The organism is Halobacillus kuroshimensis DSM 18393, assembly GCF_000425705.1.
In the GTDB taxonomy this organism is placed as follows: domain Bacteria; phylum Bacillota; class Bacilli; order Bacillales; family Halobacillaceae; genus Halobacillus; species Halobacillus kuroshimensis.
Map to the genome: position 1 here is coordinate 255,119 of NZ_AUDY01000009.1, position 21,845 is coordinate 276,963.

General features: G+C 44.6%; 19 protein-coding genes. 15 read left to right on the forward strand and 4 right to left on the reverse strand.

Annotation, left to right across the window (positions count from 1 at the left end; all coding sequences use genetic code 11):
- The 8 genes from H615_RS0109265 (at nucleotide 1) to H615_RS0109295 (ending at nucleotide 12,644) form a co-directional block, all read left to right on the forward strand.
- Nucleotides 1-948, forward strand: coding sequence for a carbohydrate ABC transporter permease (locus tag H615_RS0109265; protein WP_244877737.1), 948 nt, complete (start codon nucleotides 1-3; stop codon nucleotides 946-948).
- Nucleotides 945-3,443, forward strand: coding sequence for a glycoside hydrolase family 38 N-terminal domain-containing protein (locus tag H615_RS21145; protein ID WP_051254649.1), 2,499 nt, complete (start codon nucleotides 945-947; stop codon nucleotides 3,441-3,443). Before H615_RS0109265 ends, H615_RS21145 begins: the two co-directional genes overlap by 4 nt.
- Nucleotides 3,444-3,453: 10 nt before the next feature.
- The gene (locus H615_RS22060; RefSeq protein ID WP_169516193.1) at nucleotides 3,454-4,962 is read left to right on the forward strand and encodes a DUF4127 family protein; all 1,509 of its coding nucleotides are present in this window, start codon (nucleotides 3,454-3,456) and stop codon (nucleotides 4,960-4,962) included.
- Nucleotides 4,959-6,515 (forward strand): FAD-dependent oxidoreductase, encoded by a 1,557-nt coding sequence (locus H615_RS0109275; protein ID WP_244877738.1) that lies wholly within the window; start codon nucleotides 4,959-4,961, stop codon nucleotides 6,513-6,515. Before H615_RS22060 ends, H615_RS0109275 begins: the two co-directional genes overlap by 4 nt.
- A gap of 112 nt (nucleotides 6,516-6,627) precedes the next feature.
- On the forward strand, nucleotides 6,628-8,973 hold the full coding sequence (locus tag H615_RS0109280) for a family 10 glycosylhydrolase (RefSeq protein ID WP_027954889.1): 2,346 nt from the start codon (nucleotides 6,628-6,630) through the stop codon (nucleotides 8,971-8,973).
- A gap of 256 nt (nucleotides 8,974-9,229) precedes the next feature.
- Nucleotides 9,230-10,273 (forward strand): lactonase family protein, encoded by a 1,044-nt coding sequence (locus H615_RS0109285; protein ID WP_027954890.1) that lies wholly within the window; start codon nucleotides 9,230-9,232, stop codon nucleotides 10,271-10,273.
- 195 nt (nucleotides 10,274-10,468) lie between these two features.
- On the forward strand, nucleotides 10,469-11,845 hold the full coding sequence (locus H615_RS0109290) for a TcaA NTF2-like domain-containing protein (protein WP_027954891.1): 1,377 nt from the start codon (nucleotides 10,469-10,471) through the stop codon (nucleotides 11,843-11,845).
- 25 nt (nucleotides 11,846-11,870) lie between these two features.
- The gene (locus H615_RS0109295) at nucleotides 11,871-12,644 is read left to right on the forward strand and encodes a zinc-ribbon domain-containing protein (RefSeq protein ID WP_027954892.1); all 774 of its coding nucleotides are present in this window, start codon (nucleotides 11,871-11,873) and stop codon (nucleotides 12,642-12,644) included.
- Between the two features lie 176 nt (nucleotides 12,645-12,820).
- Here H615_RS0109295 and H615_RS22320 read toward each other — a convergent pair whose 3' ends face one another.
- Nucleotides 12,821-12,967, reverse strand: a complete 147-nt coding sequence (locus tag H615_RS22320; RefSeq protein ID WP_156896470.1) for a hypothetical protein — start codon at nucleotides 12,965-12,967, stop codon at nucleotides 12,821-12,823.
- Nucleotides 12,968-12,991: 24 nt separating this feature from the next.
- On the reverse strand, nucleotides 12,992-14,245 hold the full coding sequence (locus H615_RS0109305) for a helix-turn-helix domain-containing protein (RefSeq protein WP_244877745.1): 1,254 nt from the start codon (nucleotides 14,243-14,245) through the stop codon (nucleotides 12,992-12,994).
- Nucleotides 14,246-14,486: 241 nt separating this feature from the next.
- Here H615_RS0109305 and H615_RS0109310 point away from each other — a divergent pair, with 241 nt between their 5' ends.
- From H615_RS0109310 to H615_RS0109340, 7 genes are all read left to right on the forward strand, one after another.
- The gene (locus H615_RS0109310; protein WP_027954894.1) at nucleotides 14,487-14,831 is read left to right on the forward strand and encodes a hypothetical protein; all 345 of its coding nucleotides are present in this window, start codon (nucleotides 14,487-14,489) and stop codon (nucleotides 14,829-14,831) included.
- Between the two features lie 79 nt (nucleotides 14,832-14,910).
- Complete coding sequence (locus H615_RS0109315) at nucleotides 14,911-15,567, forward strand: DUF5819 family protein (protein WP_027954895.1); 657 nt, start codon at nucleotides 14,911-14,913, stop codon at nucleotides 15,565-15,567.
- A 23-nt stretch (nucleotides 15,568-15,590) separates the two neighbouring features.
- A complete protein-coding gene (locus H615_RS21150) occupies nucleotides 15,591-16,556 on the forward strand; it encodes an HTTM domain-containing protein (protein WP_051254650.1) in 966 nt (321 codons plus the stop codon).
- Nucleotides 16,534-16,959 carry a thiol-disulfide oxidoreductase DCC family protein gene (locus H615_RS0109325; protein WP_027954896.1) on the forward strand — a complete coding sequence of 142 codons (426 nt, stop codon included), beginning with the start codon at nucleotides 16,534-16,536 and terminating at the stop codon, nucleotides 16,957-16,959. Before H615_RS21150 ends, H615_RS0109325 begins: the two co-directional genes overlap by 23 nt.
- Entirely contained in the window at nucleotides 16,959-18,155 is a 1,197-nt protein-coding gene (locus H615_RS0109330) for a transglutaminase-like domain-containing protein (protein WP_027954897.1), read from the forward strand. Before H615_RS0109325 ends, H615_RS0109330 begins: the two co-directional genes overlap by 1 nt.
- A gap of 215 nt (nucleotides 18,156-18,370) precedes the next feature.
- Nucleotides 18,371-19,345 carry a cell wall-binding repeat-containing protein gene (locus H615_RS21155; protein WP_051254651.1) on the forward strand — a complete coding sequence of 325 codons (975 nt, stop codon included), beginning with the start codon at nucleotides 18,371-18,373 and terminating at the stop codon, nucleotides 19,343-19,345.
- Nucleotides 19,346-19,574: 229 nt separating this feature from the next.
- A complete protein-coding gene (locus H615_RS0109340; RefSeq protein ID WP_027954898.1) occupies nucleotides 19,575-20,171 on the forward strand; it encodes an Ltp family lipoprotein in 597 nt (198 codons plus the stop codon).
- 115 nt (nucleotides 20,172-20,286) lie between these two features.
- Here the strand turns inward: H615_RS0109340 and H615_RS0109345 are convergent, their stop codons facing one another.
- Nucleotides 20,287-20,982 (reverse strand): ABC transporter permease, encoded by a 696-nt coding sequence (locus tag H615_RS0109345; protein WP_027954899.1) that lies wholly within the window; start codon nucleotides 20,980-20,982, stop codon nucleotides 20,287-20,289.
- Nucleotides 20,979-21,827, reverse strand: coding sequence for an ABC transporter ATP-binding protein (locus H615_RS0109350; RefSeq protein ID WP_027954900.1), 849 nt, complete (start codon nucleotides 21,825-21,827; stop codon nucleotides 20,979-20,981). Before H615_RS0109350 ends, H615_RS0109345 begins: the two co-directional genes overlap by 4 nt.
- Nucleotides 21,828-21,845 lie beyond the last annotated feature (18 nt).

Sequence of the window (21,845 nt, forward strand, 5' to 3'; positions counted from 1 at the left end):
ATGAAGTTAAATGCTGAAGCATTGAAACAAGAACCTCACGAACGAATTGCTGAAAATGAAGCACAACAAACTCATCCCAAGCCAAAAAAAATGAAACGAAAACAAAAAAAGACAAAGCCTGCACCAAGAAAAATCATAAAAACGACCTTATCTTATATAACGCTGATTCTTGTATCGATTATCATGGTCGGCCCTTTTCTATGGCTTTTAGCAACGTCACTCAAATCGGGGTCTGAAAATATCTTTGCTTATCCTCCGAAGTTCATTCCTGAGAATCCAACGCTGGCGAATTTCGGGGCAGTCTTGGAATACTTTCCTTTCTTTACGTATCTCTTCAACAGTACCGTCGTAGCTGTTTTGACGGTCGGTGCCAACCTTTTATTTTGTTCTCTTGCTGCATACCCGTTGGCAAGAATGAACTTCAGAGGAAAGAATATCGCTTTCATCTTGATCATCAGTACGATGATGATTCCATTTCAGTTATTGATGATTCCCATCTATATTCTCGCATTGAATCTAGGGCTGCAGAACACTTACTTAGGTTTGGTATTGCCGCACGCTACGACAGCCTTTGGAATATTCCTGATGAGGCAGGCTTTCTTGACGATTCCCTATGAACTTGATGAATCAGGACGGATGGATGGAGCGAATGCCTTTCAAATTTGGTGGAGAATCCTTATGCCTCTTGTGCGTCCATCCATGGTAACCTTGGCCATTTTCACTTTTATGATGGCATGGGGAGACTTTTTGTGGCCGCTCATCATTCTGAACGATCAAAGCATGTACACGTTACCACTAGGAGTTCAGTCTCTGCAGGGAAACTTCTCTTCGAATTGGCGCTATATTGCCGCAGGTTCTATCATTTCCGTCCTGCCAATCATCATTGTATTTGCTATCCTTCAGCGCTACTTCATTGCTGGAGCTATGAAAGGAGCTGTTAAAGGATGAAGCAGGAAACCTATCTGTGCCATGTTGTATTCCAGACCCACTGGGACAGGGAATGGTATTTCCCATTTGAAGTCTTCCGGCACCGCTTCATTCATGTAATGGAACGGATTGTAGAAGGAATCGAGACAGGAGATATTGAACGTTTCGTCCTCGACGGGCAGATGGCTGCCCTTGAGGATTATTTTGAAGTATGCAGCGATCAGCAGAGAGAAAAGGTTTGTCGGCTGATAAAAGAAGAAAAGTTAATCGTCGGCCCCTGGTATGTCCTGGCTGATGAATTTCTCGTCTCCGGCGAATCCTTATGGCGGAATTTGGAGCTGGGACTGGAGATGGCGAATGATCTGGGGCGCTCACAAAGGATTGGGTATTTACCTGATACCTTCGGCCATATCAGTCAAATGCCGCAGATTCTGGCATCCTTTCAACTGAAACATGCCGTCCTTTGGAGGGGCGTTCAGCCTTCAAAATCAGAGTTCTGGTGGCAGAGTCCTGACGGAAGCCGTGTATTAACCGCCTTTTTACCCGAAGGATATTACCAGCCGATTCTGAATGAAGAAAAACCTTTGAAAACATTTCAGGCATACGTAGACAAAGTGAAGCCTTATACAGATACGAAGCAGCTGTTATTAACCAACGGTGGGGACCATTTAATGCCGGCATGGGTGAATATGAAAGACCGGATGAGTCAGATGGAAACAGAGGAAGTGAAGCTTATCCAGTCGAGCTATGAGCAATATTTTAAGAGCGTTGAAAAAGAATGTGATGAACTAGACGTTTATGAAGGCGAATTACGGTCCAATGATCATATTTATCTTCTTCCTAATGTTCTTTCAACGAGAACGTACCTAAAAGAACAGAATCAGAGAATGGAAGATCAGTTGACGAGATATGTGGAACCGATGCTCGCTTTAGCTGGAGTCAGTCACATGGAAAAATACATGCAGCAAACATGGAAGCTGCTCATCCAAAACCATCCTCATGACAGCATTTGCGGATGTAGTATCGATGAGGTACATAGAGAAATGGAAACGAGAACGTTGAAGCTTTCTCAAAGGATAGAGGTTTTGAAGAAGGAAGCGGCCTATCGAATGGGAATGCAGGATTTTGCTGTGAGTGGAGCGGCTTCAGGAAAGCCATTTGAAGAGATGACTCAATTTGTCGTCTTCAATCCTCACGCCTATGAATTCAACGGTTGGATCGAAGGAGAGATTTGGTTGTATGAGGAACGCTCATTTGTCGTAAAGAATCATAAGGGAGAGGTTTTAAATACGGTTGTGCTCGATAAGAAACAAGAGCGGCATTTTGATTCTCCGACAGATGCTTTTCCAGAATTCAAAAGCGTCTGGCTGTACAAGCTGGCCATACAAGTCAAGGGACTTCCGGCCTTATCCTTCCAAACGTTTTCGATTGAAGAAGGAAAGCCTCAGCTGCCAGACACTCACTCTCAACCTGTGATTGAGAATGAATATATGACAGTAACCTTAAAAGAAGGTGAACTGTATGTGGAGGATCTCACTACAGGGGAAAGCTTCTCAGGGCTAAACCGATTATACAGCTCGCTGGATGCTGGAGATGAATACAATTATTCTCCACCTGTAAATGATGTCGTGACAAAAGGTATTCATAAAGGAACGCCTGAAGTGAGGAAAAGCCAGGATTTTCAAGAATTACGTTATTCCCTTCATTTACGTACACCTGCCGCTCTTAATGCAGAGAGGACCGGCCCTTCGGAGAACGAGAGTACCATCGAAGCTCATTTTGTCATTCGCTTATACAGACATGATCCAATGGCGGACGTTCAGGTGAAAATCGTCAACAACGCTCATGACCAGCGACTCCGCCTTGTTTTCCCTGCCAATAAAGAGATCCATTCATCCTACAGTGATACGGCGTTTGATGTTGTACACCGACCAGCGATTAAAGAAGAGCATGATGAGGCAGAAAAGCTGAAGGAGGTACCAGTGGTCGTTGAACCCAGTACTTCATTCATCCATGTTCATGGGTTCAGCTTTGTGCATCGTGGTCTGCAGGAATATCAGATTAATAGTCGGGATGAATTAGAAGTGACACTGATACGGGGTGTCGGCTGGCTTTCAAGGGATGATTTAAGAACACGTGGAGGCGGAGCGGGGCCGTCATTCGAAACCCCTGAAGCTCAGTGCGAGGGAGACTATTCTTTTCGATATGGCTTTGGTTTTCAGGGAGATGCGGTGTCTGCGTTAAATCAGGCCAATCGATTCCGATATCCTCCAACAATACAGTCTGGTATAGGGGGGACGCCTTCACTGATGACGTTTTCTAATCCAAGCGTCCAGATAAGTGCTGTCCGTCAAAAAGATGAAGGAATCGAGGTTAGACTATGGAATCCTCAAGTGGAACCTTTGGAAACAGACGTGTTCTCCGATTATTTGATCTACCAAGGAATGGAACGTTGTCAGGACACCTTGACAATCCCAGCTAAAGGCATACGGACTTTAAATTTAATTCGGAAGTGAGAGGTTTATGGTGAGAAGGAAAATTGCTCTACTACCGGTTGATGGTCGACCAGTAACAAGAAAACTTCCAATAGACATGGCTCGGATAGCGGATTGGGAAGTGATAGCTCCTTCGGTTGAGGAGTTAGGCTTCTTAAAACGTCCAGCTGATACAGATTCCCTTGAAAAATGGCTGATCAATATGGCTTCCCAAGTTGATGGCGTCATCCTCTCTATGGACATGCTCCTTTATGGGGGACTTGTCCCATCTAGAATTCATCCGTACACGGAACAACGTTTACTACGTAAGCTTGCAATTTTGAAGCAGGTGAAAGAATACGCCCCATCATTGAAGATCATGGTATTCAGTTCAACCATGCGGATGTCCAACAACAATATAAATGAAGAAGAAAAAGAATACTGGAAGGACTATGGCAGAGCTATTTGGTCACTTTCTTATCATGAGCATCGTTTTGAAAAACTGGGAGAGCAAGAAGATGCACACATGGTAGAAGAGATGAAAGGTTTGATCCCTGAGGAGGTGTTGGAGGATTACAAAAACGCAAGAGCTGTCAATTTCTCTGTCAACCGTCAGTTAGTGAATGAGGTGAAAGAAGGGTGGATTGATCATCTTGTCTTCCCTCAAGACGACACGAGCGAATATGGATGGAATGTGAAAGAACAGGAGCTGTTAAGGGAGACAGCTCGTGAGCAGGGTGTTGACGACTCTGTTTTCTTATATCCTGGAGCTGATGAAGTGGCCGTGACGCTCTTAACGCGGATGATTTTTGAGTTGGAAGAAGCGGATGTGCCGGTCTTTTACCCTGTCTACAGTGGCATAGCCGGCGCACTAAGTCGTGCTATGTATGAAGATCGTCCGATCATGGAATCGGTAAAGGGGCAGATTTACGCGATAGGTTCCAGGACAGAAGAAGATCTGACGTATGCCGATGTCGTGATAGGCGTCAATGTTCCTGGGCATCGTCAGGGCGACTTAGCGCTAAGCCTTCATCTCAACCAAGTGGACACCAACCACCGTAACGTTCCGGAGTGGCTGTCAAGATTACGGTCCTACATGAAACGAAGGCCTGTCGCCATTGCTGATGTTGCTTACGCCAATGGTGCGGATCCGAGGCTGTTTCCTTTGCTGTTCAAACAATTGAATTGGAGAAACTTGTACGCATTCGCAGCCTGGAATACAGCAGGGAATACACTAGGGACGGTGGTGTCGCAAGCAGCATTATCCTGGCTTTCAGAAAAAAGCGGTTTGGAAAGACAGAAGCACAGAGAGGGGATTTTAGTGGAACGTTTCCTCGATGACTATGTATATCAATCGGTTGTGAGAAAAGAAGGTAGAAAACGTTTAGACGTTCAACCATCAGAATCACTTCAGACTGTTGTGACCCCCGTTTTTGAAGGAAGGGCTTCTCAATTGCTGGATGACTGGGCACAGGAATATGAGCTCACTGATGTGCACTATCCTTGGAACCGAACATTCGAAATCGGGTTTCGGTGTGTAAGAAAGGAGGGGGAATCTTGAAAGCTGATGTATTAATTATTGGCGGGGGAATTGGCGGGACGCTTGCTGCCTTTTCTGCCGCTCGTATGGGCAGAAGTGTCATTCTGACAGAAGAGACGGATTGGATCGGCGGTCAACTGACTTCGCAGGCGGTACCTCCGGATGAGCACCCCTGGATTGAACAGTTTGGCTGTACAGACACATACAGGGAGTTTCGCAATCGTGTCCGTGATTATTATCGTGATCATTATCCGATACGCGAGGAAGGAAAGAAGAACCCACATGTAAACCCTGGAACAGCATGGGTCAGCAGGATTTCCCATGAACCAAGAGTAGCGAAGAAAATTCTGGAGGATATGCTCCAGCCCTATGAGAGCAATGGACAAATTCAAGTTTTGATGAATTGTAAAGCTGTGGAGGTCGAAGTGAGGGACGAGCGTATTGCATCTGTGAAAGTTCATTCCCAGGAAAAGGGGCCGCTGGTATTGCGGGGGACTTTTGTTTTAGATGCGACAGAATGTGGAGACCTTCTGCCACTTGCAAAGGTGGATTACCGTATCGGAGCAGAATCTAAAGCGATGACCGGTGAGCCGCATGCGCTGGAGAGTTATCATCCAGATGATATGCAGTCATTTACGCAAGTGTTTGCCCTTGAGTATGATCCATCTGAAAGTCATGTCATTGATGAACCAGAGATGTACAGTTATTGGCGTTCCTACCAGGCAGATTTCCTGGACCATCTCCAGCTCAGCTGGGAGATCCCTGATGCGGACACCGGAAAATCCAAGACGTTCCGGATGTTTACTGAAGGTCAGCAGTTAGGGTTATGGGAATATCGTAGAATTATTGATCCAACCCTGTTTCAGGACGGTTTTTTCAAGGGAGATATCTCGCTGATCAACTGGCCTCAGAACGATTACTGGGAAGGGCCCATCATCGATGTTTCTCCTGAAGAACGTGAGAAGCATCTGACGCATTCCAGACAGCTCAGTCTCTGTCTGCTGTACTGGCTGCAAACGGAAGCCCCCCGCGATGACGGTGGCTATGGCTATCCAGGGTTGAGACTTAGACCAGATATCATGGGGACGGTAGACGGGCTTGCCAAACATCCATATATTAGAGAATCAAGACGTATTGAGGCATTAGAAACCGTTGTCGAACAAGATATCAATGTCGATCATTCCCCTTATGGAGGCGTTCGTGAACGTCCAAACTCCGTTGGTATCGGGGCTTACCGGATTGATCTTCATCCAACTACGAAAACCAACCGACTTTTTTACGCCCCCAGCTATCCTTTTGAAATTCCATTAGGTGCCTTCATTCCGAAACGAATGAAAAATTTGATTCCTGCATGTAAGAACATTGGCTGTACACATTTAACAAACGGGTGTATGCGTGTGCATCCTGTCGAGTGGAATATAGGAGAGTCAGCTGGAGCATTAGCTGCTTTTGCGATAGAGAAAGAGACTGGCTTGAAAGACATTCACAGTGATAAAACATATACCAAAGAATTTCAGGAGCAGTTAGTGAGATTAGGCGTCCAGCTCCATTGGCCGGAAGTAGGCGTCCTCTAGATGGTTTTGTGAAGAATTTTTTCGACTGAATTTTCCTAATGAAGGAACAATCCTTTTTAACGAGTGGTTACCGCTGAAATTTGTAAGCGGATTCAAAAACTGGAGGGATCCTATGAAAGACGTGGTAAGTCGTTGGGGCGTAGGGATGGCAATAGCCGTGATGGTGGTAACGTTTTGGGCGGTCGGGTTGAGTGCAGAAGAAAACAATGTGACTACAGTGGCCAATAAAGATGGAAAGACAATGGAGATTCATGCAGTAAATGATAGAAATAACACAGACAAGCTTGTTTTGTTTGATCCAACATTCAGCTATTATACGGAAACGAAGGAATCGTCCTATGAAGTTGTCCTTGAAAAAAGCGGCTTAACTACTTATGAGGTGAAACATTCTGGAAATGGTGATCAGGGTATCCCGGAGGATGGCGTCGTTTTATCAACAAGCTCTCCATCCACAGAAGAAATTACGAGCTTCTTAAAAGGGCTGGATGACGGGGAAACCGTCGAGATTATTGAACCTGTTGAAAAAAAGTATGCCAGCAGCCTGGATGATGTTGATCCTACAGATGATTCAAATCCGGATGGAGCGCCTTTTCCTGGCAATCGAGGCGCAGACCAGTTGTTAGTGTACACTCCTGAGTTTGGTACCAGCACGGGAACAAATCCTTATGGATATGAGATTACCGTGAAAAATGGAGTTGTGACTAAAATCGGTGGCGGAGACAGTGCGATCCCTGAAAACGGATTTGTCGTGAGTGGTCACGGAACGGAAGCGGACTTTTTGAAGAAAGCGGAAATCGGTATGAAAGTAGAGTTCGAAGTAGAAGGCAGCGTGGAATTGATCCGTGATGCTTCGACGTATATTTTTAAGAGTGAGCAAGCTCTTCAGGAAGCGAAGGATCGTATAACCTATGCAAAAGAGAACTATGTAGATGCCGAATATGAAAAAGCGGGCGAATCCATCACGTTAGCTGAAGAATTCCTGCAAAAAGCAGCCGAAAACCAAAGCAGCAATCCACAAAAGGCTTTGGATTATACGAAGCAGGCTACACAAGCAGCTTATGACGGGTATTATTATTCCCTTCCTTCAGATGCAGCGGAACAGCGCGCTATCTGGTATCGTCCAGAGGAACAAGATTTGGATGATGTTCAAACAACCTTAGACCGTATGGAAAAAGCGGGTTTTAATTCTCTCTATTTAGAGACGACCTTCTGGGGCTACACCATTTTCCCTAGTGAAACGATGGAAGCATATGGATTGCCGAAGCAGCACCCTAATTTCGCTGACAACTCCTATGGCACGTATGGATCAGACATCCTTCAGGCTTTTATTGAAGAAGGTAAAAAAAGAGGGATTACCGTTCAATCCTGGACAGATGGCTTCATGATCGGACACAGCAGTCTTGGACTGCCTTCTCAATTTGAAAAATATCCGGAGTGGAGTGCGGTTCAAAGAAACGACGAACCGGGTACAGTGGGTTCCGACTCCAGTAACAACTATTACTGGTTGGATATAGCCCAACCAGAAGTGCAGAATTTCATGTTGGAAATCTACGAAGAACAGCAGAAAAGCTATGACATCACTGGTTTAAATATTGACTACATGCGCTACCCTCACCATCGTTTTGAAGAAAGCTACAGCTTCAGCCAATCCAACCGCGAACGCTTCAAAGAAGAGTACGGTGTAGATCCAAGGGAGCTATCTGAAAACGATGATTTGTGGGAGAAATGGGAGCTGTGGCTGCGCGAACAAGAAAACAAGTTCGTAGATCAGCTTCATGAGCAAAGCAAAGATATAGAGTCTTCCTTTATGTTGACAGCTACCCCCGAGCCTGGGGCAGAAGCCAAATTGATCAGTGACTGGGTGGATGATATTGACGGTGTCATTCCGCAAGCGTACGGTCACGATTTTAACAGCATCCAGTCAACGATTAAGGCTAGTAAGGAATTGACTCCCGAATGGATGATGTACTATACAGGGATATATTCCTTCTATCACCATCTTGGAGAAAAGGCAGCGGTGAATGATGTGTTAGCTGCTGCTCATGGAACATCAGGCGTTAATATGTTTGCTTTCGGACAGGCAAGCGCTCCTTCTGTAGATGCTTTAGGGAAAGGACCTTGGCGTGAGAAAGCTGTGAACCCGGGAGAATCTCCTAGAGAAGCTGTTCTGAAGACGGTTCAGGAAATCAGCGCACATACCAATGACATCTATGTAGTAGAAGGTGCTGTGAGTGAGGATGAGGGGCAGAAGATTATCAATGCCATGCGTAAGTGGGAAGTGATGATGGAGCGTCCTGATCATTCTCTAAGGCCTTATAAAGTAACAAAGGAACTGAAAAAAACTAAGGCGACGATTAACGAACTGGAAACGGTTGTGCCGATTGTGCGGGAACGATTGTTAGGCAAAGTGGAAGACATCGAAAAGTGGTTGTATTACTCTTTTAGAAAGCAGCAATAGTCAACGCTACACCCCCACTCCTCCTACTAGAGGTATGGGGGTTGTTTAATTAAATGAATATCTAACAAAGATATGTTTAAATCCATACTTTTTTATGGTGTAAATAGATGAGCCTGGATAAAGGTCCAAGCAAATTGTGAACATCGGGAATTTCTCATGAACTGAAAGAATAAAGGTATTGATTTAGGACAACGGCGGTTTATGAGATAATTAATTCGGAAATTCAATTCTATCACCTCAGTAAAGGAGTATTACTATGCCGGAATACGTTGGTTACATTGGTACGTACACCAAACAGGAAAGTAAAGGCGTCTATCAGTTCACCCTTGATACAGATGCTAAGGAACTGAAAAACGTTCAGTTGGCTGCAGAACTGCAGAACCCTACTTACGTTACAGTAAGTGACGATCAAAAAAATCTTTATGCAGTTTCCAAAGACGGGGAAAACGGCGGTGTCACGTCCTTTTCCATCAATGCAGAAACGGGAGAACTCACAAAATTGAACGCTCAGACAGCTGCAGGCTCTCCACCGTGCCACGTGAGTGTGGATCATTTGAACAACAATGTTGTCACGGCTAACTATCATACAAAAGAAGTGGTCTCCTACCTGACCAATGAAGATGGATCCCTGAATCCTGCAGTTTCAATCGTGGAGCATGAAGGGACCGGTCCTCATGAGCGTCAGGAAAAACCCCACATGCACTATGCAGGTTTCACCCCTGATGAGAAATACGTCATTGCGATTGACCTTGGCAGCGATCGTGTTATCACTTACGCCGTAGACAATGGCGAGTTGAGCCAGGTGCAGGTGTTCAACACGAAACCGGGTTCCGGTCCGCGTCACATTACTTTCCACCCGAACAAAAAGTATGCCTATGTGATGACAGAGTTAAGCTCAGAAGTGCTTGTCCTTCATTACGATGAGAAGGATGGCAGCTTCACCGAGCAGCAGGCCATTGCGGCGATCCCTAAGGACTTTGATGAAACCAATGATGGCAGTGCCATTCATATTTCTGCGGATGGACAGTTTGTTTATGCCGGCAACCGCGGGCATAATTCCATCGCTGTTTACGACGTCGATCAGGATACAGGCAGACTTACTTTTGTAGAGTGGACATCGACAGAAGGGAACTGGCCGCGTGATTTCGTGATGGACCCTTCCGAGGAGTTCCTGATTGCGACGAACCAGAAGTCCAATACAATGACGTTGTTCGAGCGGGACAAATCAACCGGCAGGCTGACGCTTGTTCAGTCGGATGTTTTTGTACCCGAGCCGGTCTGCGTGAAGTTTACAAAGTAAATAGAGACATAGGAAGGAGAGGGCGTCCCATGGAGGGATGTCCTCTTCTTTTTTCTATAGAAAAAGGGACAGTCATACACCCCGGGGCGTTTGAGTATAGTTAATTACTCCCCAATATATGGAACTAAATCAGGGGAAGGGAGGAAGGTACATAGCAGCAGGGGAAACACCTTCAAGGACGAGGGAGGTCGTCGGATGGATGTATGTAAACAGTGCGGTCACGAAATGAGCAGGGAGGAAACCTTCTGTACGGAATGTGGTGCACCCAAGGATGCTCCGCTGACCCGGTCGGAAGCAAAGGCTCCGAGAACACCGATGACGCGGAAAAAGAAAATCACGCTGATTTCGATAGGTGCGGTTTTGGCTGTACTGCTGACCGCTCATTTTATTTTGTCATCGATGCTTGACCCGACAACGAAGATTCGGGCCATGGATCGTGCAGTGACGAATAATGATGCGGCAGCTTTTGTAAGTGAACTGTCTCTTGATGAAAAAGCATGGCTGAATGAAAAGGAATACCTGCAGTACATGAAGGAGAACGACTGGGAGACCATCCGTGAACAGATGCTTGACGCTGTCAGCGGCCAACAGCGGTTCGATACCATCATCCGTGATGAATACGGCAGTCCGCTTTTGTCTGTCAAAAAAACAGCCGTGATTCCCGGGATGTACAAGACATATGAGATCGAAGCGGTTCCAACGTCAATCAGGTTCTTAACGAACATGGACGAGGCTTCCTTTACAGTCGGCAAAGAAAAAATCACGGTGGAGAATGCGGCCGAAGACGAAGGGACTGCCAAAGCCTACCCTGGTGTGTATAAGGTGGAGGGAGAGGCATCGAACGAATATGGTACGTTCAAAGAGACGTGGGAATACCAGGTGCTGGCGGAGGAGTCTGACTATTACATGGAAGTCTATTTTGAAGGCTATACGTATGATGTCGATACCAACCAGCCGGACGCGGTTCTTTTTGTAAATGGAAAGAGTACGAAGAAAACGCTGTATGAGCTTGGAGTGATCGGCCCTGTGCCGGACGGAAATAAACTGGTGCTTCATGCGGAGTGGAAGAATGATAAAAAAGAGGTGGTTAAATCCGAGCAGGTCCGTACGGAGGATGGCGACTACTGGGGTGAGCTGAATTTTTATTTTGAGGAAGAACTGGAGGAACCGGTCTTTGAATACGTACCGGAATCGGATGACTCCGAACCGGCCGAGGCTCACGTGCTCGATTTCCGGGAGGTTTATGAAGAAGCCTTGAACGCGGAGGATTTCTCGATGATCGCTTCTTTTTTAGAGGAAGACAGCCAGGCGTCCGAAGAGTTCCGGGATTATTTGGACGGGATCTCAGGCAAAGGCTTCACCTATGAGTTCACGGAAAATAACATTGTAGAATCCGCTGCTTACGGTGTGGATGGGTATGTGGTGACGACAGATGAAGCGTTTATCTTTACCAATGCAGACGGGGAGAAAACGCACTACGAGCGGACAAAGGATTACACCGTTATCAAAGACGGCGACAGCTGGAAAATTGAAGAGGTAGCGATCAATGAGACCAATCGTTCAGACGGATGACTTCTAATGAAGGGAATGGGATGATATGCATTGTGCGACATGCGGAAATCCATTGAATGAAGATAGTAAGTTCTGCGGAAAATGCGGTGCCTCTGTTCTTGCGGAGCATGCATCGGCATCGACGGTCGAAGCGGCCCCATTGCCTCCGCAGAAGGATTATACAGCTACAGCAAAGCAGACAGGGCGGCAGTTTTACCGCTTTGCGCTTCAAGCGCTGCAGGAACCGTTTCGGGCCAGTCAGCGGGTGGATGGCTCGCAGCGGACGAATGGTTTCATCGCTTTGCTGCTGCTCGCTTTTCTTATGCCGTTCTTTTCGTACTTAGCGGCGAGAAACGCGGCGCGCGGCCTGTGGGCCTTCGGTGAGTCCGTACCAGATGTATTCTTTGGTGTGCTCGTCCTTCAGCCTTTCCTTTATCAACTGCTCTTTTTAGCGGTGTTTATCGCGGTCAACCTTGGTGTAGGCAAATGGATGCGGGTGGAGATCACTTATATGAGCGTCATGGCGAAATACGGGTCGCTCGTCATTCTTCCTGTGACCGGTCTTCTTGCCGCCAATCTATTTATGCTGCTATCGATGAATACGGTTGGGGCTTTTTTCTTTTTTGTCAGTATTGCGTTATACGTAACGGCAAGTACGGCCCTTTTATTCTCGATTCATTCGGGTGGGGAGGCTAAAGGTCTGGATGTGTTTTACGGCGTTGTGATGACGAGTGTAGCGATGGCGGTTTTCTTTTTGATCGTGATGATGAGTATGATTGACCGGATGATAGGGGAAATGGGTGTGCCGTATGGATGGTAAATGAAGAAAAAATCATGATTAAATAGAAGAAGGGATGAAGAAGAACTCAGTTATTCACTTTTAGATCCTGTTTAAGATTGTTTTGAAGAGTGAAAACCCCCCATATTCAAAGGAATATGGGGGGTGTTTGAAATGGCCACAAAGCTTTATGTAAGGAACAGCAGAAAAACCTTCATTTAATTACTCAACGGAAGTTCATCACCATTCGGGGTGGTTTCAGACACTCCAGGTTTTCCAATTTCAACAGAATCCGCCGTCATGGTTGAAGCTGGACCGGCCATGAACACAAGGACCAAACTAAAGATCAACAATAGTTTCTTCATGATTTCCCCTCCCTGTTGAAGTAGTTAGTAGACAGCGACTGGATTGCTGTCGAGCGCTAATTTATAGTACTCAGCTGCTTTTTTATACCCTCCTTTTCCTTCATAGTATTCTCCCAAAAATCGGGAATACCTTTGTATTTCCTGATTTTTCTGTTCTTTTTTTAGAGAAGGCAGGAACGTTTTTTTGACATAGATTTCCCACTCTTTTTCGGATTGAAAGAAAAAAGAATGGAAGAACCAGTACTCTTTTGTGTGGATATTGTCTTCAGGAAGCTGCTTTGCCACCTCAAGATGTTCGTTCAAGTACTTCATGCAGGTATCTTTTTCGTTCTCCTGATAGTAAATGAGGACCAGCAGCACAAGGGATTTCATATAACTGGTGCTTATTTTTTTCTTGTAGTAAAGAGCATTTTCTAACTGGTCAAGAGAAATTTGCCTTTCCCTCTTTCTTAAATGCATCGTGGCGATATTATGATAAATGATTCCTAAATGATCTTGATCTCCAATGTCTCGTGCGAGGCTTTCCGCTTTCTCAAAGTTGGAGAGGGAGGAGGGGACATCTCCCAATCGGCTGTAGCAAATGCCAAGGTGGATGTGTATCTTTAAACACTGTCTGGATTTGTAGTTGTTTTGAAACAGGAGTAAAGCGGATTGAGCATAAGAAAAGCTTAAGGTCTCATTTTGAGACACATATAAGGTCAGGGCGTAAAGGAAATATAGATCCGCTTGTTCCAATTCGCTTAAATCCACCGAGGAATACTCGGACAAAGCTTTCTCAAAATGTTCTTTTGCGATCATGGGTTGATTCTTCACCCAATAGTAGTTTCCAAGGTGTTTGTAGTAAAAGAAGCGGTTGCGGGATGTGAGAGTATCGTGGATGTCATTGATAAATAAAATGGAATCATTAATATCATCAAATGCTTGAAGGATGATGCAGGCCCTTACCCTTTTTATATGATATTCAGCTTGAAGGTTGGTGTTAGTCACGGGGGTTATGAAAGACTTCAGCTCCTGGTAAATCTTTTCGGACGCCTGCTTATCGTTGTTCAGTAAGGGCTCTTCCCATTGACGGAGGAGTTTTTTTAATTTTTCTTCATTTGCTTGTATTTCATCGTAATTCACCCCCACCCTTTCCAAGAGCAGCATAAGGGTTTCCGGTTCTACAGTGGTTTTGTTGTTTTCAATTCTTGATAAGTAGGAGGGGGAAACAATAGATTCTGAGACTTCTTCCTGACTCATGCCTTCTTTCAATCTAAAGTATTTTAATATTCTTCCCATATCCACTCTTCAACACTTCCTTCTCTCATATTGCGCAATAGGATGAAAAAATCGAGAAAAACAGCCCTTTTCTTCCATAACATGCGAAATACATCTTTCATGGTTACCATGATACCATTTATCTAGGAAATAAGTGTAAGAGAAGAAAAGCAATTTTGAAGGGGGGGATACCACAAAGGAGGTACCTGTACTGTATCTGGTTGGCTCATGCTTTGTACGATCATTAAAGGAGGAATAACAAATGAAAGTAAAGAAGCAATTGATGGCAGGTTGTATGGCATTAGGGTTATTTGTTGGAGGGACGACAGCCACATCCGCTTTGGCTAGCACAGATGATATCGAGTCCCAAACAACTCTGGAAGTGAAGCAGGTTTCTGAAAATGGAGCCGAGCCGGAAGCTATTCCAGCAGTGGTGGGAGCTTACGCTCTTAAAGGAGCAGCAGTAGCAGGAGGAGCTTTTGTAGCGGGCGTGACAGCCAAGGCTGGTGCTGATGCGTATGACTGGGCGAAAAATCAGATTGGTGGAAACGATGTAATTAAGGGAGAAAGCGATTATGAAGATGTGAAAGTCGTCTTTGATCAATAATACTTAGGTGAGTTATTCCAACGCAAATCTCTGCCCTTTTTATAGAGGGCAGAAGATTTGCCTTTAAAGAGGTGACACGATGATAAAGAAAATTGGAGTCAGCTTAATTCTTTGCGTGTTTGTTTTTCATTTAGTTATAACAGCCTTATATCTAACTCCTTTCAACCCCGTTAAAGCAAAGTACAGTTTCGCCGTCAATGCCTATATGGAACCTTTATTTTCTCAAAATTGGAGGCTGTTTGCTCCCAACCCGGCTTCTACCAACAACCAATTCATGGTTCGGGCTCAGTTTGCCGATGGAGGTACATCAGACTGGCTTGATCTCACAACGTTTATGATTGATAAAAATCAGGCCAACCGTTTTACTCCGTATAACCGTTTAGTTCGGATCCAGAGAGGGGCCTTCACTTCCCTTTATCAAACGGATGAGGTGACGTTGAAAATATCACAGAAAATCGAAGAGAAAAACCTGGATCGAGAGGACTATGATCATCTGCTTGAAAATGAACGGACTCAGAAAAAAGATGAATATGCCCAGGAAGCTCTGAACCGATATGCTCAATCCTATGTAAGAAGTGTCTATCCAGAGAAGGATATTGAAAAAACACAAATTATCATGCAGGAAACAAAAGCTGTTCCATTTTCTGAAAAGGATAATGAGCAGTATGAAAGAGAACAGCAGCTTCATGAATTTAAATGGGTGGATTTCGTGGAAGTTTCTCCTGTATTTGATTGAAATCTATAAAGGAGGTCCTGGTAGTGAAGCGCTTATATGGAATGTTAACGGAAAAAAAACATATGTTGATTGGAGCTGGATTGCTTAGAGTTTCCTTTGGTCTGCTCATCTTGTTTATGTATTTCATTCATTACTCTCAAAGAAGGTTCATCTGGGGGCCTAATGGAATGCAGAATCACGATCATCTCCAAGAGCAGATGGCTCTGACCAGTAACTTTTCTTTATACCAGCTCTCAGATTCTCTTCTATACTTTGACATCATTTTTCACCTCGGTATCTTGTTTGCCCTCTTATTCACCTTGGGAGTGATGACACGTTTTACTGCTATCGTTAACCTCTTGTTTGTGTGGTCATTACAACATGCCAACGTCTTGATTCTTGACGGTGGAGATAACATTATGCGGATCATTCTGCTCTATATGCTGTTTGCGAATACTTCTGCGTATTTTTCGATAGACCGCTTGAGGGCAAATAAAGAAAGCAATGCCATAGGGCATGCTCCCGTATGGAATGCCTTACATAACCTGGCCATCCTTACCTCTATTATTCAGTTATGCTTCATGTATCTATCTTCTGGAACCCATAAAGTGATGGGGGAGATGTGGACGAACGGAACAGCGCTCTATTATATTCTCCAAGTTGGCGAATATACACATCCTTTCTTCCAAAATATGATAGCTTCTTCTGAGATTTTGCTGCTGGCAGGGGCTTACAGCGCCATTTTTGTCCAGTTGTCCTTTCCCTTTTTTCTATTAAATCGGTATACCAAATACTTTGCTATGTTCAGTGTTATCGGACTGCATATCGGAATAGCGATTGTCATGGGACTGTTTACGTTCTCAGCTTCTATGATTACTATGCAGTTTCTGATGCTCAACGACCAGGAGTATAAAAGAGTCTATAGCTGGATAAAAGGAGCAGTTCTTAGAGTACGAAACAAATTCCAAGGAGCAAAGGTGAAGCGGTATGAAACAAAACAAGTTCAGTGATCAAGCAGCCGTCATCATTTTTTACGATTCTCATTGTCCGGTATGCTCCAAAAGTATGAGATTCCTATCCAAGTTAGACCGGGGACGAAAGTTGCAGTATGAATCGATTAGAGACAACCAAGTACTGGAAAGGTATGCTATAGATAAGACAGAGGCAGAAAAACGGATGCATACGTTTACATTAAAGGATAACCAAATGGAAAAAGGGATCTTCAGTGTGCAGAGAATAGTGAAGCAGCTGCCCTTATTCTGGATAGCGGTTCCCATCATCCAAATATCCATATGGGCAGGGTTAGGGTCTCCTTTGTATGACTGGCTGGCCAGTAGAAGGACGATATTACCTGTTGGCGGATGTGAAGGGGATCGCTGCATGATTTCCAATGGAGAAAAGCAGGTGAAGTGATGAGACAGTTCGACTATTCGTTCCGATACAAGAATAAAACATCTGATCAAGTAAGTGTCTGGCTGGCTAATCCACCAGAGACACAGCGGCAAACGATCCTACAAGAAAAGAAACATCCTCCCCGCCAGGAGGATAAAGACATTATCGGAAATACAATCAGTTACTATGAATTAGCCCCGGGGGAGCAGATCCAGGCTTCCTACGTTGTTGGAATAGAAAAAACGTCAAAAAGCTCAACACCTCTTACGAAAGAAGAACGGGAGCGCTATACACGCTCAAGTCCTATGATTCCTGTTAACGAGGAAATGACTCATATGGCTTCAGCTATTACGGAACATGCCACTACAGATAAAGAAAAAGGCTGGGAACTTTTCGTCCACCTAGTGAAAAACTATTCTTATACGTTTCCGGTTAAAGCTAGAGGGGTTTCCCATTTTCTAAAAGAAAAGAAGGGAGATTGTGGCGAATATTCCTTCCTTTATGCCTCTCTTTGCCGTTCACTCGGCATTCCCTGCAGAGTGATGGTCGGGGCCTTTGCTATGGGCCGTCATCAGGCTCATGTTTGGAATGAGATTTATATTGAAGGCGAAGGATGGATGCCGGTCGATACAAGTATGGCTTACACGGTGCGGAGGCAATTGTGGCGCTTCTTTTTTTCCTCTATTCGTACATTAAGCTGGAGAAGCTACTTTGGCCATTTAGAGAATCAACGGATTGTCTTTTCTATTGATACGGAGCATACCCCCTCCCCTCCCTATGTAAAGGAAGGCGGAAGTACAGAAAACGTGTATCAATCATTCCCACTAGCCGGTGAGCGGTTTGTTTGGGGGAAAAGCTCCCTGGTCGGAACCATTCCGTATTTTCAGCCTATGTATTTTTATTATCATTCAGACAAACCCTATCAACTGAAAAAGACGGAAGAGGCTTTAGGAGATTGGAACGTGAAAGAGTCCGGAAAACAAAAAGGATTTCTGCTTGCTCGAACGATCTCAGGCTATCTTGCGTTTTTCATGGCATTCCTTTACTTGTTTACTGGTTGGGAAATTGCTAGTATTTTATTCCCTTTTCCAGCTTTGATTTATTGTCTTAGTTTTTTAGTCCGAAAAGAACGGCCGCTCTTTTTCTCACTGGCTTCGTGTTTCTTCGGAGCGGTGTCTTTGCTTGTTACGCTTGGTTTTCTTTCCGAATTTATATAACGAAAGCTCCTTCTCTCTATAAGGGAAGGAGCTTTTTTATGAGCCATTTAAAGGAGTTGAGTGACAGTCATGTGTTGGAGGGAACTATAAGATACAGCTCGCAGATGATAAGCATCTATTTAATCGCAGGCCATTTCAACCGATATATAATTATCAGATTTGTTAATAACTGACGTTCATGACTTTAATATTTATAGGGAGTTGTTTAAAAACTCATGCGGAAAACTATGATCATCCTTTTCTTTCTTATTTTTTTGCTATTTTTTATTCCTATGGCTTCAGCAGCGGATGAAAAGGACCGACTTGCCGGCTCAAATCGCTTCGAAACAGCTGTAGAAATCTCTAAAGCTGGGTGGAACAAGGCTGATACCGTGATTCTATCCACGGCTTCCAATTTTCCGGATGCATTGGCGGGCGGGCCCTTAGCAAAAGAAATCGACGCTCCCATTCTTTTGGTACAAAAAGACCGTCTGACTGACACGACCCGCGCTGAAATGGAGCGCTTGAAGGCATCCGAAGTTATCATTCTAGGAGGCGGTGGTGTCATTTCTGAATTAGTTGTAACAGAAGTAAAAGCGATGGGGCTTACTGTTGAGCGGATTGGCGGGAAAGACCGCTACGAAACAGCCGCAAAGATTGCAGAACGTATGGAGAAATCGGATACAGCATTTGTAGTCTACGGCGATAATTTTCCCGATGCTCTCTCCATTGCTCCCTATGCCGGCCAGGAAGGACACCCGATTTTGTTGACGCGTACCGCTTCCCTGCCGGAGGTTACCAGGGAAGCTCTCCGTTCTGTTGATCATTCCTTTGTGATCGGAGGTTCGTCGGTGGTCAGTGATGATGTGATGAATGAACTGCCTGATGCCACGCGCGTCTCTGGAAATAACCGTTTTCGCACATCGGCTGAAATTATCCGAAGGTTTCAAATGGACGCAGATAATGTCTACATCGCCACCGGTTACAGCTTTCCCGATGCATTAACAGGATCGGTGCTCGCCGCAAAAAACAACGGGGCGGTCATTTTAACAAAAACAGACACTCTTCCTGTAGAAATGAGCTATCTGCTGAATCAGAAGTTATTTGAAAGGGGGATTGCCCTCGGAGGGACGAAGGTGGTTTCGGAAGAGGTCGCCTCTTTAGTGAGAATTATGATTGCCAGGCTGAATCTATATAGCTGTCCAATATAAAATTGAATCATCATCAAAGAAGGAGCAAGCATTATAAGGCTGCTTATATAGGTAATCTCCGCTTTGTTCCTTTTATCTCCCCATCTACTCCCATGGAATTCAGGGAAATTAATATACTATAGGAAGAGTATCCTATGAATTTCATCACATTTATGTAGACTGTGCTATTGACATGAAATGAAAAAATAGTAATAATTGCATAGGTGTAAATAAATAGGGGGAGTCTATTATGAGTAAAAGAGAAAAGAAAAAGAAGCCTTTTTATAAAAAATGGTGGGTGTGGGTCATCGCCATTATCATATTTTCTGTAGCTGCAACTTCAGGAGATGAGGAAGCTACAGGTTCTGACGACGTGAGCGAACCAACAACAGAAGAAACATCCAACGATGAATCAACAGTGGAAGAAACAGAAGAGCCAGAAGAGCCAGAAGAGCCAGAAGAGCCAGCAGTTGAAGAAAACGTTGAGGAAGATGAATCTAGTGAAACTTCATCAGAAGAAGAAGCATCTCAAGAGGCTAGTGTTCCAAGAGAACATAGTTCTGCATTGAGTAAGGCAGAGTCCTACGCTGAGACGATGCATATGTCTAAAGCGGCCATTTTTGATCAATTGGTTTCTGAATATGGGGAGCAATTCCCTGAAGAAGCAGCAGAATATGCGATGGATAACATAGAGCATGATTGGAAAGATAATGCTTTGAAAAAAGCGCAATCTTATGCTGAAACGATGGATATGTCTTCAGCAGCCATCTATGATCAGTTGATTTCAGAGCATGGAGAGCAATTCACTAAAGAACAAGCTCAATACGCAGTCGATAACTTAGAATAAGCAGATACATAAGCCTTTCTGATTCCTTTAACCAATCAGAAAGGCTTTTTTATATGAAAATACACACGCATAAACGTTATCAAGAAAATCTGCCGTCTATTCCTTTATTTCTGTTTTATCTTGTGAATTTCTTTTTATACACACCAATAGTTACGATAAGCGTCATGATTGTCCATACGCCGATGATGAATGCAGGTTTCAAGGATATCCGCTGACCGAGGTCATCAATAAACAGCTGGATTTGATAGTTTGGCAGGTACTCAAGAAACGAAAGGAATTCATAACTCACCATCAACGATTCAAAAGTAACGTTCATCCCAAACAAAAGTAAAATCGGCATAAGGACAACAGAGGCTTCAATTAATGTACGGGTCAGCAGGCCGATCAGTGTTCCAAGGGTAATGTAGAAAACAAGCAGCAGGAGAAGCATGCCGGTCATCCACACAGGTTCTTGAATGGAATAGCCGACGATCAACAAACTGACAATCAGTGTGGCAAGCGTCATGACAAAGGTAACAAGGCTTTTGCCAGCCATAATATCCAAGGTGGAAGCCGGTGACATCATTAAACTTCTCAATGTATTCTTCTCTTTCTCTTCAGCAATCATTGCAGACTGGACAAAGGTCCCAACAGCAGCAAAGCTCAGTGTAATCACTAAGGTGACGCTGGCTGTTGTGACACCTTCCGCCTGACTCATCATGAAAGCCATCATAATCGGAAGAATGATCGTGGAGGATACAAAGAGGTTCCGGTATAATTCCTTCAAATCTTTTTGGAAAATCGCATAAATCCGTTTCATTGAAAATGTCATACTAGATTCCTCCCTGTGACCTCTACGAAAATATCGCCGAGGGTTGGTGTATTCATCTCAATCGTTTCCACTTCGCTGTTCTTCATCCATTGGTAGATTTTCTCTGCGCTTGCGGGCTCGTTCGGAAGCATAATTTCCCGGCCGTCTGTCAGTCCCACCATCAGATGTCCGTCGCCGAACTGCTTTCTAAGCTTTTTCGGGCAGTCGAGCAGTTGGATACTTCCTTTATCCAGAAATGCAACGGTGCTGCAGAGCGTTTCCGCTTCATTCATATCGTGCGTCGTTAAGAAAATGGTCGTCCCCCGCTCATTTAAAGTTCGTAGACCGTGATGAATGTGCTGAGCGTTGGCCGGATCAAGAGCTCCTGTCGGCTCATCGAGGAAAAGGAGATCGGGCTGATGCAGAAGAGCACGGGCGAGCATCGTCCGTTGCTTCATCCCTTTGGACAGCTTCGATACCCGCTTATTTTTTTCTGCTGTCAGATTAACGATTTCAAGGACCTCTTCGACTTGTGTAGAAGGCTGATCGTACAATTCGCAGAAAAGAAGGAGGTTGTCACGAATCGATAAGCGCTCGTATAAACCGCTAGAATCCGACATCACACCGATCCGCTTCAAATAATGGGGATGGTGCATATCTTTGGAAGGTACGCCAAAAACACGGGCTTCGCCGGAAGTCGGGACCTGCTGGCCGGTCAGAATCTCAATGGTTGTCGTTTTTCCAGCTCCGCTTGGTCCGAGAAACCCAAAAATGTCTCCCTTTTTTACTCCGAAGGTTAAATCCCTCAGGGCCTGTTCTTTTCCGAATGTTTTTTGGACATGATTGACTTCAATAATGTGATCCATTTTCATTCCCCCGTTTCG